Below are 14,692 nucleotides of genomic sequence, written 5' to 3' on the forward strand. Positions count from 1 at the left end.
CTGCTGTTCTGAAATTTGTTTGTTGTGCTGCTCTTCTACCGCGATAGTCACGCCTTTTCTGTTTTTTGAATGCTGCGGTGACCGACGCCCTCCAGACTTCTCGAAGAGAAGTCACTTCGAAAGCATCTGCTTTGGTTGTGAGCTTCCTCGAAAGTCACTTCGATGACGCGAAGAGATCGTTTCGGATCCAGTTTTCAAGGTGCAAACCTTGTATCGGTTTACTTTGTAAACCTTGGTTTGGTAGTGATAGCAGAAGGGTTCCACACGTTCCCATCTCGAACACGACCGTTAAGCCTTCTAACGCCGATGGTACTTGGACCGCAGGGTCCTGGGAGAGTAGGAAGCTGCCAAGCTAAAAAGAAAAAGCCTTTTCCGCGCATAACGGAGAAGGCTTTTTTGTTATTTTCGCTATGATTTAACGATTAAGCGTGCGCATCCCGTTTTCTTCGTATCGATCTCCGGCAGCTGCGCCTTTCGGCGCTGCGGCATCGATTTGTTTCAATTCTTCGGCAGTCAAACGAACATCCGCCGCGCCTACGTTCTCGATCAGATATTTTGCTTTTTTCGTGCCGGGAATCGGAACGATATCTTCGCCTTGAGCGAGCAGCCAAGCGAGAGCAAGCTGCGAAGGCATACAGCCTTTTCCTGCCGCGATTTCGCGAATACGATCGACGAGGTCCAGATTTTTCTGGAAATTCTCGCCTTGGAACCGCGGAGAGAAGCGCCGGAAATCGTCTTCCGCCAAGTCTTCGAACGAACGGATTTGTCCGGTCAAGAATCCTCTTCCCAACGGACTGTACGGTACGAAGCCGATACCGAGCTCTCGGCAGAGCGGCAAAATCTCGTCTTCCACGTCACGGCTCCATAGCGAATATTCCGTTTGCAGCGCCGAGATCGGGAAAACGGCATGAGCGCGGCGAATGGTCTCCGCGGAAGCTTCGGACATCCCGAGATAACGGACTTTGCCTTCGCGAACCAGATCCGCCATCGCGCCTATCGTTTCTTCGATCGGCACATCCGGGTCGACGCGATGCTGGTAATACAAATCGATGACGTCCACGCCTAAGCGTTTCAGGCTTTTTTCGCAGGCTTCGCGCACATATTCCGGTTTCCCGCTGATCCCCAGGTAAGAACCGTCTTCCCCGCGCACGTTTCCGAACTTTGTGGCAATTACGACCTCGTTTCGATGTTTTCGGATAAACGGCGAAATAAATTCTTCGTTTTTGCCGTTTGCGTACATGTCGGCGGTATCGTAAAAACGGATACCGTTTTCGAAAGCCGCATCCAGCGTGCGCAAAGATTCTGCATCATCTTGTCCGCCGTAAAATTCCGACATTCCCATGCAGCCGAGCCCCAATCTGGAAACCTTCAATCCTTGTTGACCAAGCTTTACTTGTTCCATTTGCGAAGCCTCCTCTTTTTACGTACATGATGCGAGAAAGGGAAGAACGATCTGACCTGTAGGCAGTCGTCCTTTATGTCTAAGTATACGTAAGAAGATCACGAGAAAGCAAAATGAAGAAGCCTCGCTCTAGCAAAGAGGACAATATAACGTTATAATGTTTGAAAAACGATTGACAGCAAAGGGGGCGAAAAAGAACGATGAGACGTCGAATACAAGCTTTGTACGGTTCCCGAATCGTTTTTCGGGAAAGATGGAACGTCTTCAAGTCCAAGCTCCTGTTCCGGTATGCCGTTTCTTATATTTTGGCTTTCTTGATTCCGCTGACGGCGTTGACGGTCTTCGTTTATGATAGCGCTGTCAAAAATTTGCGTTCGGAGATCGAACAGTCCAAAGTCAATCAATTGAATCAGGTGAAACTTACGATCGACGGTCGGGTGAGCGAATTGCATGCGCTTGCCAGCCGGATCTCTTACGACGAACACCTGACTCCTTATATGCTCCATCATCCTTTGTCGGCGCAGGAAGCGATTCGGACGTTGGCCAACTATAAAGCGAGCAACAGCATCGTGGAGGATCTGCTGCTGTACATGCACGGCGATTCCTTGATCTATTCGTACCGGGGTTTGGCCGATCTCAGCGTCGTGTTCAATAAAGAATATCGTTTCGAGAATTGGACGGAAGAAGAAGCCAGACGCAATCTGAACGAGATCGATCAGCCGATGATCCGGGCGGCCGAGCCGGTCAATATGTATTCGCGCCAAGAACGGCTGCTGACGCTGATCGTGCCGATCAAGACCAACGATCCTTTTCCGTACGGCGCCGTGGTGTATCTGATGAAAGAATCGAAATTGACCGGCGTGATGGATTCGATCCTGAACGACGTGAACGGCAGCAATTATATTTTTAACGAAAACGGGGAACTGCTTACGACGAACAGCCGCGGAAACGAGATGCCGAACGGAGAATGGAAGACGCTGTCGCAGCTCGAGCCGGGCATTCATAGCATGGAGTTGGCCGGCGAGAAACAATCCGTCGTATCCGTGAAGTCGGACGAGAACGGCTGGACATACGTGATGACGATGCCGAGCCATCAATTTTTCGGACGAGTTGCGCATGTGCAGACGTTGATCTTTATCGTGTTCGTATTGGTCGTGGTGACGGGAAGCATCGCGGCCATGCTGCTCGCCAGAAGACAGTATCATCCGGTCAAAGACCTGATGGAGTTCGTCGGCATTCAGAGCGGAGCCGCGCTCAAAGCTTCGAACGAATGGGATTCGATCCGGCAGACGATCCGCGATTACAACGCCAGAATCGATATGCAGCAGCCGTTCGTCCGCAATCAATATCTGCTGCTTCTGCTCAAACACGGGCGTCCGGAAGATCCGGAAATCAGACGCTCGATCGACGATATCGGACTCGGCTTTCCGTCGGGCAGCGGCGTATACCTGACTGCCGTGCTGTCTTGGAACGACAATCCGGAGCGGCGCAAAGATTCGGCCGAGCGTCATTATATCCGGGAGATGCTGGATTATTTCGTGGTAGAAGATGCGGGGGCGCGCGTGTACGGGGTGGAGTTCTCGGCGGTCGACCAGCTTGCGCTCGTCATCGCGCTGGAAGGCGAAGAAGACGCGAAATCGCTGCAAACGCGGATCGAACATACCATCGAAGCGGTTCAATTGATGGTGGTCGACGGTTTGCAGACGATTCCGCAGATCGGAGTAGGATCGATGTACCGAGAGTTGTATGCGTTGAACCAGTCGTTCGTGGAAGCGATCGCGGCGCTCGAACATCGGAAGATGAGCGGACGCGGTTACGTGACGTATTTCGATCAGTTGGCGGTTCACGATCACAGCGAAGAAGGCAGCTTCTGGATGTCGCGCAAGACGATTCTTAAGCTGGATCAGAGCCTGAAGCAGGGCAATACGATGCTTGCGGTCTGCATCATCTCGGATATCATGAATACGCTCAAAAAAGAAACGCTGTCCGCGCATCTGCTGCGCTGCATCTGCTTCGACGTGCTGAACTCGCTGCTGCGAACGGCTTCGGAACTGCGCATGAACGAAGCTTTTGCGGATATCTCCAAATTGGCTTCGTTCGAGACGTTGGAAGAACTGGAGAGCCGGTTGGTGACGCTCGCTTCGGAGATCTGCGAAGAAGTCGAGCGCCGAACCGAAGAGAAGCAGGACGATCTGATCGACGACATCGTCAAAGACGTCGACGCCCGGTTCGCCGATTATACGCTGAGCTTGGAGCATCTGGCGTTGAAGTTCTCGGTGTCCACGTCTTATCTGAGCCGCAGCTTCAAAGAGAAGACCGGCTTGAATTTCTCCCAGTATATCTGGCGCCGACGCGTCGAAGAAGTCACCCGCCAATTGGAGACGACCAGCGCGCCGCTCAAAGAAATCATCGAACGCGTCGGTTATCTGGATGCGCCGAATTTTATTCGCAAGTTCAAAAAAGAAACGGGATTCACGCCGGGCCAGTACCGGAAGCTGAAGACGTCGAAACGGGCTTGAGCAACTCTAGACGCTTATCGGATATTCGGATTTATTCGGTACCCGAATTCCGCACATGGTCGACCAGTTCGTCCAGCGGGACGGTCGCGAGCGCGATCGCCGTGTCCGTGACGCCGTAGTAGATGTAGAGCAAGCCGTCTTTGACCACGTTGCCGGTCGGGAACACGACATTGGGAATCTGGTAACCGAATCTCTCGTAATACGTTTCCGGCTCCATGATCGGTTCGCGGGTACGGGCAATCACTTTCTCCGGGTTATCGAGATCGAGCAGCAGCGCGCCGACCCGGTAAACGATCTGTTCGTCCACGCCGTGATAAAGGACCAGCCAGCCGTGTTCGGTGCGAATCGGAGGCGTCGACCCGCCGATCTTGCGCGATTCCCAAGAAGGGTTTTCCGCTTTCGCGAGCAGCTTGGGTTCGTCCCAATGAACGAGATCGTCGGAGTAGGTGATCCACATGGCGGCTTTGTCGGTGCCGTACGCTTCGCCGATATACTCTTCGGGGCGGCGCAGCAGCGCGTAACGGCCGTTGATCTTCTCGGGGAACAAAATATTGTCGCGGTCGTTGATCTCCAGCGGCGTCGTGTCGGCCACGAATTCCCAATCGATCAGATTGTCCGACTTGACGATCGAAGAACGGGTCAGCCAATGGCCTTCTTCTTCGCCCCAACCGTCCGGATACTTCGGAATCGACCGTTCCGGCACGCCGGTGTTGGTCGGGTAATAGTTCATCGCGCACGGACGGAGCGCGTAGTTCATGTAGAACGTGCCGTCGATCTTGACGACGCGCGGGTCCTGTACGCTGCCGTAAGGAAAGCCCAACTCGTCGGGCGTGAGAACGGGTTCGTCTTTGACATGCGCGAAATGCACGCCGTCTTCGCTCTCGAGCAGGCCGAGGAAGTTCTTGCACGGCGTCAGAGAACCGGCGGTGCGTTCGATCATATAAAATTTGCCGTTGTCGATAATGACGGCGGGATTGAATACGGTCGCTTTGCGCCAGTCGTACAGGCCGGGAACCACGATCGGGTTTTCGGGATGTCGGGTGATCTTCATGCGAATAACAAACCTCCTGATCCCGGGAGAAACCATTAGGTTTCTCTGCCCGGGTTAATGATGGATGATCCTAGCGGCGGCCCGAACGGTCGGGCCATGAACAGTACGGAAATAGAGCTTGAACAGAACCGGACGTGCGGGTACGCGTCCGGCTTTTTTACGTGGAGCGGACGGCCGCAGGCCGAACGACTTGCAGTTCGGTCGTCAGATAATCGACGGAATTGCGGCCGATCATCAGACGGAACGCGCCCGGTTCCACCTGCCACGACAGATCCCGGCCGACGAATCGAAGCTGCTCGCGTCCGACGGCGAAAGTAACCGAAGCCGTCTCGCCCGGTTCTAGCCGGATCTTGCGGAATCCTTTGAGCATCTTCTCCGGCCGTACCACGGTCGCGGCGAGGTCGGATATATAGAGCTGGACGACTTCGTCGCCCGCCCGGTCGCCGACGTTGCTCACGTCGACCGTGACTCGAACCTGTCCATCCGGCTCGATCTCGGTGCGGTCGAGCCGGATATTCCCGTATCGGAATTCGGTATAGCTCAATCCGAAGCCGAACGGATACTGCGCTTCGAAATCGTCTTCCAGATACCTTTTGCCGCGCGTGCGCCGCTTGTAATGGTAGACCGGCAGTTGGCCGACGTGTTTCGGGAAGCTGATCGTCAGCCGGCCCGAAGGGTTCACGTCGCCGAACAGGACGTCCGCGATCGCGTGCCCGCCTTCTTGGCCCGGATACCAAGCTTCCAGAATCGCCGAAGCCTGCTCCGCGATCCACGGTTCGGCGATGGGGCGGCCGTTGATATAGACGACGATGACGGGCTTGTTCAGCTTGAAGATCTCTTGGGCCAGTTCAAGCTGCACGCCGGCCAGATCGAGCGTGGAGCGGTCGATGCCTTCGCCGCATTCCATATCGTTCCACGCATGCTCCGTGACGACCGAAGCGCCGGTCTGAAGGTCGATCGTTCCTTCGCCGAAGTCCCGGGCGCTCGACCCGCCGAGCACCAGCACGATCGTGTCGGCCTGCGCCGCGCAGTCCAGCGCGGCGGGGAAGCCTTCGCGCGAATCGCCGCGAATCCGGCAGCCGGGCGCATGCAGCACCGGCCCGGAGTCTTCGCCGGGCCGTACCCCGAGCGCGGCGCGAATACCGCCGAGCACCGTGGCGATCGCGCCGGCCGGCTGCGGCGACGTGTAATCGCCGAGCTGGTTGTAAGGGGCATCGGCATTAGGGCCGATGACGGCGATCCTGCCGCCGGTCCGGCCGCGGCCTTCTCGGCTCGGCCCCGAAGCCGAATCGCTGCTGTCTTCGCCGCCGCTGCGGCGCGGTGTCGAAGCGCCGTCGGCGCCGAAAGCCGCCCGATCCAGCGGCAGCAGGCCGCCTTCGTTCTTGAGCAGCACGAGGCTCTCGGCGGCCACGCGGCGGGCCAGCCGCCGGTGCTCGTCGCGGCCGATCATCCGCTGCGCCCGATCGGGATCGGCGAACGGCCGGTCGAACAGGCCGAGATCGAACTTCGCTTCCAGCACCCGGCGCACCGCCCGGTCTAGATCCGCTTCGCTCAGGCGGCCGGCGCGCAGAGCCGAGAGCAGATGCCGGTCGAACATCTCGCCCGACATCTCCATATCCACGCCCGCGAGAATCGCCTGCGCGGAAGCATCTTCGCCGTCTTCGGCCGTATTCTGTCCGGCCGTCAGCAGCCCGAGCGCTCCGCAATCGGTAATGACGAAGCCGTCGAAACCCCATTCGTCCCTGAGAATGTCCTGCAAGAGATACTCGTTCGTCGTGCACGGAATGCCGTCGATCTCGTTATAGGCGGTCATGACCGAACGCGCGCCGGCGTCTACGGCATGACGGAACGGCAGCAGATCGATCTCGTGCAGTTCGCGCGGTCCCATATGGACCGGGGCGGAATTGCGGCCGCCTTCCGAGCTGCCGTAGGCGGCGAAATGCTTCAGCGTCGCCAGAATCGCGTCGTCCGCGCTCAGATCTTCGCCTTGCAGCCCTTCGATCGCGGCCCGGCCCAATACCGAGGTCAGATACGGGTCTTCGCCGTAACATTCTTCCGTGCGACCCCAACGGGGATCGCGCACGATATCGAGTACCGGCGAATAAGTCGCCGCTCCGCCTTGACTGCGCGTCTCGAGCGCTACCGCCCGGCACATCTCGCGGTACAGTTCCGGGTTCCATGTGCTGCCGACCGACAGCGGAACCGGGAAGACCGTCGCGCCGATCGCCATATGGCCGTGCGAACATTCTTCGCCGAACAGGATCGGAATGCCGTGCTTGCCGTGCCGGAGCGCGTATTCCTGAATCTGATTGAACAGCTCCGCGCCTTCGCGGGGAGACAGTCCCGTCGCAAGCGTCACGCCGGTCCACGGATCGGCGCGCAGCGTGCCGTATAGAGAACCGACGCCGCCGGTCGCCACACGGCGCTTGAAAGCTTCCGTCAGTTCGACGGAACCGTCTTCGTTCTTGGTATAACAGGTCCAGCCGAACGGCTGGGCAAGCTGTCCGATCTTCTCTTCCGGCGTCATGACGTCCAGCAGCTCGCGAATCCGAGCTTCGACGTCCGCCGATCGGGAGGTTGGTTTCTGCTTCATTCGAATCCCACGCCTTTCGGGGCTAAAAGTGAAAAGAGCGGACCGTTCGGCAAGAACGAGGAGGCGCCGGCCGTTCCGCCGATGCCCGCCAAGTCCTTGCCCGCTCCGGTCCGCTCGTGGTCATGCCGCGCGGCTGCGCGAACCGCGGAATACCGTTAACGCCTTAGTGAGTTGACCGCATTGAATCTAAGGTTCGAGTCCTTCGGAAACACGCACGGTTCAAGCGGGTTTTGGGAGGGCGAAACCTAACATCTTAAGCGGTCGGCGTACTAGTTCGCTTTCCAGCGGTCGTAAGCGCCTTGATTGATCTCGGCCACGCGCTCCGCGCCCATCTTCTTGAGCGTATCGACGTAAGCGTCCCAGCCGCCGTCGACCGATTCTGCGCCGGTAATGAACTTGGCTTCCATCTGCTTGACGTACGTGCTGAGGTCGGAGTTCAGGCTGTTGATCTCCGATTGTTCTTCGACCGTGAGGAACAAAGCCGGGAACGGCACGCGCGCCCCGTTATCGAGCAGCTTGGTCTGCGTTTCGTTGTTGACCCACTCGTCGAATTCCGTCGTCAGGCCTTTGTTCACTTCGTCCGTCAAGATCGTCGGAGCCGGGATGCCGTAGTTCGGCGTGAGCGTCGAACGGATTTCTTCCGAATCTTTGCCGTCCGGAGCGGGGATCGCTTTTTTGGTATGGTCTTCTTTGTTGGTGTACTCCCACAGCGTGCCTTCCGGTCCTTTGTTGAACAATACGGAGCCTTCGTAGGAATACAGATAATCCGCCCAGCGCATGGATGCCGCCGGATTCGGGTTCGTTTTCGTGATCGCGAAAGCGCCCGTTTTGATCCCGCCGTTTTTGGCGATCGCGGCTTTCTCCACGTTCTCCGCATGGACCGGCAGGAACATCGGATCTTTGTCCGAAGCTTCGGTGCCGAGCAGTTGATACGCGTGCCAAGCCGAGAACAGGCCCAATTGGTTGGATTCGCCTTTGGCCTGCTTCTGTTCGGCCGTCTGCGAGAAGCTCTCGTGGTCGAGCAGATCGTCGGTCCACAGGCGGTTCATGTACTTGAGGTATTCTTTGTAGCCTTCTTCGATCGGGCTGTAGCGCACTACGTCGTTGTCGTCCACGAACAGCGTTTCTTCGTAGATGCCGAACGCGCCCAGCATCCATGTGCGAATATCGCGGATATTGGCGGCCGGCGTCGTCACGGAGCTGATCGGAATTTCGTCCGCTTTGCCGTTGCCGTTCGGATCTTCTTCTTTGACGCGCTTGAGGTAGGTGTACAACTCTTCCGTCGTCTCCGGCAGTTTGTCGATGCCCAGCGCTTCCAGATAGCTGCCGTTATACCAGAGCGGGTTGCGGTACCAGTGTTGGCTGAACTCGATGACCGGCAGCGAGTAGATATGGCCGTCCGGCGCGGTGATCGATTTGCGCACGTCCGGATACTCGTCCATCAAGGCTTTGAAGTTCGGGGCGTATTCGTCGATCAAGTCTTCGAGCGGCAGCAACACGCCTTGTTCGCCGTACTTGAGCTGCTCGGAAGGCGTCAATCCCGCGGCATAAAATACGTCCGGATAGTCTTCGCTGGCGAATACCAGATTCTTTTTCGTTTCGAAGCTGTCTTTCGGCGCGTTTTTATATTCGAACGAGATATTCGTCAATTTCTCCATCTCTTTCAAGACGACCATGTCTTCCCAATTCTGCACGCCGGTATCCGGAGCCATCATGGTCATTTTGAGCGGCGCCTCGACGATCGGGAAACCTTCTTTTTTGACTTCGGCGTTCTTCGCGTCGGGCGACGCCGCTTCTTCTTTCGATCCGCAGCCGGCGAGCAGCGAAGCGCCCAGACCTCCGATCATCAGCAGTTTCCAAGCTTTGCTTCTGACGTTCATCGTAAATCCCCCTCTTTATTGGAATGAATGGAGTACGCAGCAGGTTATCCTTTGACCGAACCGATCATCACCCCCTGTACGAAATAGCGTTGGAGAAACGGATACACGGCGATGATCGGCAGCGTGGATACGACGATTACGCCGTATTTGATCAGCGAAGCGGTCTCGGCTTTGGAACTCATGAGAGCCGCCGTGTCCGCATTCATCGCCGCGCCGGTCGTTTCCGCCGACATTTCCTGAAGCACGAGAATTTGGCGCAGGACCATTTGCAGAGGATATTTCGATTCGCTGTTCAGGTAGATCAGCGAAGAGAAGTAGCTGTTCCAGTGGCCGACTCCGTAGAACAAAGCCATGACCGCGATGATCGGAGCCGAGAGCGGCAGCACGATTTTCCAGAACAATCGAAGATTCGTGCAGCCGTCGATATGCGCCGCTTCCTGAAGTTCTTTGGGAATGGTCGATTGGAAAAAGGTCCGGGCGACCACGATATTCCATACCGAAGCGGCGACCGGAAGGATCAGCGCGCCCATCGTGTTGACGAGGCCGAGATTTTTGACGACCAGATAAGTAGGGACCAACCCGCCGTTGAAGAACATCGTCAGCAGGATAAAGCCCATAAACCAACCCCGCCCGACGAAATCGGAACGGCTGAGCGCGTACGCGGCAGGCAGCGTAACCGCCAGATTGAGCGCCGTGCCGAGCACCGTGTAGATGATCGTGTTGAGGTAGCCGTTCCAGATCGCCGGATTGTTGAATACCAGCTCGTAACCGGCGAACGTGATTTCTTTGGGAAACAGCCACATCTCTCCGGTATTGACGGCCGTCGGATTGCTGATCGAAGCGCTGAGAATGTAGATAAGCGGATACAGCACGACGACCAGAGCGACGCATAAGTAAGCGTAGGTAAAACCGAGAAAGATCTTATCGCCCTTGGATTCTCGAATCGGGTTTGCGATCGCTTTGGCCATGACAAGGCCTCCTTTCGGGATAGTGGGAGATTACCATAGACTGTTCTCGCTGGTGCGGCGCGCGATCCAGTTGACGGCTACCAGCAGAATGACGTTGATGACGGAGTTGAACAGCCCGACCGCGGTCGAGAAACTGTACTGCGCATCGACCAGACCGGCGCGGTAGACGTAAGTGGAGATGACGTCGGACGATTCCAAGTTGAGCGAGTTTTGCAGCAGCAGGATTTTCTCGTAACCGACGCCCAAAATATTGCCCATGTTCAGAATGAGCATGATGGTGATCGTCGGTAGGATCGTCGGCAGATTGATATGCAGCATGCGTTTGAAGCGGCTGGCCCCGTCCATGATCGCCGCTTCGTGCTGCTGCGGATCGACGCCGGACAAAGCGGCCAAGTAGATGATCGTGCCCCAACCGGTGCTCTGCCAGACGCCCGACAGCACGTACATCGTTTTGAACCACGCGGGGTCGGTCAGAAACTGCGGAGCTTCGAAGCCCAGCGCGTTGATCAGCATGATGATAATCCCGCTGCTCGGCGACAGGAAGGTGATGATCATGCCCGCCATGACGACGATGGAGATGAAGTGCGGCGCGTAGGTGACAGTCTGGACCGTCTTCTTGAATTTGCCGTTGCGTACTTCATTAAAGGCGAGAGCCAGAATGATCGGCAGCGGGAATCCGAGCGCCAGCTCGTAGAAGCTGATGCTGAACGTGTTCCAGATCAGATCCCAGAAATAATAAGAATTGAAGAAGCGTTCGAAATGATCGAACCCGACCCAAGGACTTCCGAGAATGCCTTTGGACGGAACGAAGTTCTTGAAGGCGATCTGGATGCCGTACATCGGTGCGTAGTGAAAAATAAGGAAGTATAAAACCGCGGGAAGCATGAACAAGTACAGTTCCCAGTTGCCGAGAATTTGCGCGCGCCTCGAATTCTTTTTGAGATTCGGAAGCGCGGTCGCTGACGCTTTGGACGCCTTCATTGATGTTCCTCCCTTCATGAGCCGAAAAGGTAACGCTTACACCGCAAAGTGTATCGAAGGAAAGTTGACGCCGTAAATATGTCGATTGCGCATTGTCATTTACGAAATGCTCATAAATCCCGTAACGGCGGGCTTCGCAGAGGCGGAAAACGAATCGCGACAGTCTATTCCGAGGCTCGGATTGTGTCAAATATGTGCAGGCGAAACGGCGGAAAAACCCACATATTGCATTCCGAACAGGGGTATGCCAAGATGGGCTACTGTAAAGGAGGGGTTATTCATGACTCGGAAAACGGCCCACATTATCTCCCACACCCACTGGGACCGGGAATGGTATTTGCCTTACGAATCGCATCATCTTCGCCTCACGGCATTGATGAATCAATTGCTGAATACGCTGGAGCAGGATCGTCGCTATCGGTATTTCCACCTCGACGGTCAGACCATCATCCTCGACGATTATTTGCAGGTCTATCCGGACGAACGTCCGCGGCTCGAACGGCTGATTCACGAAGGACGGATCGTGATCGGACCGTGGTACGTGCTGCAGGACGAGTTTCTCACCAGTTCGGAAGCCAATGTCCGCAATCTGCTGATCGGACACCGCGAAGCGGCCCGCTGGGGTCCGGTATCGAAGCTGGGCTACTTCCCGGACTCGTTCGGCAATATGGGTCAGGCGCCGCAGCTCTTGAAGCAGGCGGACATCGAAGCGGCCGTGTTCGGTCGGGGCGTCAAGCCGACGGGCTTCGACAACCAAGTGAGCGACGCGCCGGGCGAATACGAATCGCCGTATTCGGAGATGCATTGGGAGTCGCCGGACGGCTCGAGCGTCGCCGGGATCTTGTTCGCGAACTGGTACAGCAACGGCAACGAGATTCCGGCGGAGCCTGAAGCGGCGAAGATCTATTGGGAGCGCAAACTGGCGGACGCGGAAAAATACGCGTCGACGCCGGAGCTGCTGTTCATGAACGGGTGCGACCATCAGCCGATTCAGACCGATCTCGGGGACGCGCTGGAAACGGCTTCGGCGCTGTATCCCGACGTGGACTTCGTCCATACGACGTTCGAAGATTATCTGACCGCCTTGAACAGGCACGATCATGCCGATTGGGTCACGGTCCGCGGCGAACTGCGCAGCACGCGCACGGACGGTTGGGGCACGCTGGTCAATACCGCTTCGGCCCGCGTTTATCTGAAGCAGATGAACCAAGCCGGCCAGACGCTGCTCGAGAAAGGCGCGGAGCCGCTGGCGGCGATCGCCGCTCTGACCGCCGGCGCGGCTTATCCGCACGAACCGCTGGCTTACGCATGGAAAACGCTGATGCAGAATCATCCGCACGACAGCATCTGCGGCTGCGGCGTCGACGAGATTCACCGGGAGATGGTGCACCGCTTCGACAAGAGCCGCCATATGGCGGAAGCCTTGATCGAAGAAAGCCTGTCGGCGATCGGCTCGAAGATCGGCACGGATTCGGTCGCGGCGTGGCCGGAGTGCGCCCGGCCCGTGGCGCTGTTCAACGCGACGGGCTGGAGACGCGGAGGCGTCGTCAGCGCGGAAGTGCAGGCGATTCGCGTCGATTTCCGCGAAGGGCCTTCGCCGCAGGCGATCGCGGAGCGGCTGGACGCGCTGCCGCTGGGTCTCGGCCGGGTGGTGGATGCGGACGGCCGCGAAGTGCCGGCCCGCATCGAAGACTTGGGCGCCCGGTTCGGTTACGATCTGCCAGGCGACGGCTTCCGCGTGCCGTATATGGCGCGGACTTTCCGCCTGACGTTCGAGGCGGAGGACGTTCCGGCATTGGGGTACAAGCTGTACGCTTGGGTGCCGGAGGAGGAAGCGGATAAGGAAGCAGGCATGGAAGCGGGCGCGAAATCGGCAGCGCACGCGGAATTCGAAGGCGTAGCCGACGTCGACAGGGAAGTCGGCACGATCGGCGAAGCGGCTTTCGGCAGTCGGCTTACAATACTGGAAGAAGCAGGGCGACCTGTCGGCATGGAAAACGAATTTCTCGCCGTCCGCTTCGCGGACGACGGTTCCTACTCCCTCACTGATAAAGTCGCGGGCCGGACTTATGACGGTCTGGGCAGCTATGAAGACTGCGGCGATATCGGCAACGAGTATGTGTTCCGGCAGCCGGAAGGCGATACGGCGCTGACGACTCGCGGGGGGCGGGCGGAGATCTCGCTCGTCGAAGACGAGCCGTACCGCGCGGCTTACGAGATTCTGCATCGCTGGGAAGTTCCGGCTTCGGCCGATGCGCGGTTGAAGGAAGAACGGCGCAAGTTGGTGCCGTTCCGGCAGCGGCAAGCGGGCCGTTCGGCGGATACGGTCGAGCTGATCGTGAAGACCCGCGTTTCGCTGGAACGCGCGGGCCGGGGCGTTCAGGTGTCGGTGTCGCTCGACAACCGGGCGCGCGACCATCGGCTGCGCGTGCTGCTGCCGACGGATCTGCTGACGGCGACCGTCTCGGCCGATTCGATCTTCGAAGTGGCCGAACGGGACATCGTGCCCGCTCCGGAATGGATCAATCCGAGCAACGCGCAGCATCAGCAGGCGTTCGTCGGTTTGTCCGACGGCGTGCACGGCTTGACCGTCGCGAACAAAGGCTTGAACGAATACGAAGTGCTGCGCGATGGACGCGGCACGATCGCGGTCACGCTGCTGCGCGCCGTGGCGGAGATGGGCGATTGGGGCGTATTCGATACGCCGGAAGCGCAATGTCTCGGCGAGCACGTTTTCGAATATGCGGTCTATCCGCATCAAGGCGACGCGGTCCGTTCCGGCGCTTATGCCTCGGCCTACCAATATCAGGCGCCTTGGTTCGCTCGCGCGCTCGAACGTCAGGCCGGATCGCTGCCGGCGGAGTATTCGGCGCTGCCGTGGAGCGGCGAATCGCTGGCGCTGTCCGCGTTCAAGCTGTCCGAAGAGAGCGGCGACGCGATCGCGCGCTGGTACAATCTCGCGCCTGAACCGCGCGAGCTGCGCTTCGCGCCGAACTTCGCCGCCGAAGCCGTCTGCGAGAGCGACATTCTGGAGCGCCGCGGAGCCCGGCTGGATGCCGCCGGAGAGAGCGGCACGCCCGAGGCGACGGTCGAAGTCGGCCCGGCGAAGATCGTGACCTTCGCGTTCTCGCCGAAAATCGGCGGCGAAGGCATATAGATCGGCTTTTATGCCGGCGCGTCGGCCCGCCTAACGCCCTGCGCGAACCGCAGGCGTCGCGGACCGACCTTGTCGGCGTCGCTGCTGCCGCTTCCGAGCCGAGGATCCATTCCGCTGCCGCGCCGCGCAACCGACGATTCT

At 58.0% G+C, this 14,692-nt stretch carries 8 protein-coding genes and 1 rRNA gene; 3 read left to right on the plus strand and 6 right to left on the minus strand.

Annotated features, from left to right (window positions below; genetic code table 11):
- Positions 1–236: 236 nt before the first annotated feature.
- A 5S ribosomal RNA gene (rrf, locus tag CDO73_RS25275) occupies positions 237–353 on the plus strand.
- A gap of 62 nt (positions 354–415) precedes the next feature.
- Here rrf and CDO73_RS25280 read toward each other — a convergent pair.
- Entirely contained in the window at positions 416–1,402 is a 987-nt protein-coding gene (locus tag CDO73_RS25280) for an aldo/keto reductase (RefSeq protein ID WP_088491276.1), read from the minus strand.
- A 200-nt stretch (positions 1,403–1,602) separates the two neighbouring features.
- On the opposite strand from CDO73_RS25280, the gene CDO73_RS25285 reads away from it, so the two are divergent.
- Complete coding sequence (locus CDO73_RS25285) at positions 1,603–3,921, plus strand: helix-turn-helix domain-containing protein (RefSeq protein ID WP_088491277.1); 2,319 nt, start codon at positions 1,603–1,605, stop codon at positions 3,919–3,921.
- 31 nt (positions 3,922–3,952) lie between these two features.
- Here CDO73_RS25285 and CDO73_RS25290 read toward each other — a convergent pair whose 3' ends face one another.
- The 5 genes from CDO73_RS25290 to CDO73_RS25310 all read right to left on the minus strand — a co-directional run bounded on the left by CDO73_RS25290 (position 3,953) and on the right by CDO73_RS25310 (position 11,394).
- Positions 3,953–4,972 (minus strand): glycoside hydrolase family 130 protein, encoded by a 1,020-nt coding sequence (locus CDO73_RS25290; RefSeq protein WP_088491278.1) that lies wholly within the window; start codon positions 4,970–4,972, stop codon positions 3,953–3,955.
- Between the two features lie 157 nt (positions 4,973–5,129).
- A complete protein-coding gene (locus tag CDO73_RS25295; protein WP_088491279.1) occupies positions 5,130–7,565 on the minus strand; it encodes a glycoside hydrolase family 3 N-terminal domain-containing protein in 2,436 nt (811 codons plus the stop codon).
- Between the two features lie 269 nt (positions 7,566–7,834).
- On the minus strand, positions 7,835–9,445 hold the full coding sequence (locus CDO73_RS25300; RefSeq protein ID WP_088491280.1) for an extracellular solute-binding protein: 1,611 nt from the start codon (positions 9,443–9,445) through the stop codon (positions 7,835–7,837).
- 44 nt (positions 9,446–9,489) lie between these two features.
- Positions 9,490–10,413: a carbohydrate ABC transporter permease gene (locus tag CDO73_RS25305; protein ID WP_373447122.1), complete on the minus strand. Its 924-nt coding sequence runs from the start codon at positions 10,411–10,413 to the stop codon at positions 9,490–9,492.
- 30 nt (positions 10,414–10,443) lie between these two features.
- Positions 10,444–11,394: an ABC transporter permease gene (locus CDO73_RS25310; RefSeq protein ID WP_088491281.1), complete on the minus strand. Its 951-nt coding sequence runs from the start codon at positions 11,392–11,394 to the stop codon at positions 10,444–10,446.
- Positions 11,395–11,674: 280 nt separating this feature from the next.
- On the opposite strand from CDO73_RS25310, the gene CDO73_RS25315 reads away from it, so the two are divergent.
- On the plus strand, positions 11,675–14,551 hold the full coding sequence (locus CDO73_RS25315) for an alpha-mannosidase (RefSeq protein WP_088491282.1): 2,877 nt from the start codon (positions 11,675–11,677) through the stop codon (positions 14,549–14,551).
- The last annotated feature ends 141 nt before the right edge of the window (positions 14,552–14,692 follow it).

The organism is Saccharibacillus sp. O23, from assembly GCF_002205895.1.
GTDB lineage: Bacteria > Bacillota > Bacilli > Paenibacillales > Paenibacillaceae > Saccharibacillus.

Excerpts from the sequence above, each read along its gene's own strand:
- CDO73_RS25280 (WP_088491276.1), bottom strand. The coding sequence starts at position 1,402 with ATGGAACAAGTAAAGCTTGGTCAACAAGGATTGAAGGTTTCCAGATTG.
- CDO73_RS25285 (WP_088491277.1), top strand. The coding sequence starts at position 1,603 with ATGAGACGTCGAATACAAGCTTTGTACGGTTCCCGAATCGTTTTTCGG.
- CDO73_RS25290 (WP_088491278.1), bottom strand. The coding sequence starts at position 4,972 with ATGAAGATCACCCGACATCCCGAAAACCCGATCGTGGTTCCCGGCCTG.
- CDO73_RS25295 (WP_088491279.1), bottom strand. The coding sequence starts at position 7,565 with ATGAAGCAGAAACCAACCTCCCGATCGGCGGACGTCGAAGCTCGGATT.
- CDO73_RS25300 (WP_088491280.1), bottom strand. The coding sequence starts at position 9,445 with ATGAACGTCAGAAGCAAAGCTTGGAAACTGCTGATGATCGGAGGTCTG.
- CDO73_RS25305 (WP_373447122.1), bottom strand. The coding sequence starts at position 10,413 with ATGGCCAAAGCGATCGCAAACCCGATTCGAGAATCCAAGGGCGATAAG.
- CDO73_RS25310 (WP_088491281.1), bottom strand. The coding sequence starts at position 11,394 with ATGAAGGCGTCCAAAGCGTCAGCGACCGCGCTTCCGAATCTCAAAAAG.
- CDO73_RS25315 (WP_088491282.1), top strand. The coding sequence starts at position 11,675 with ATGACTCGGAAAACGGCCCACATTATCTCCCACACCCACTGGGACCGG.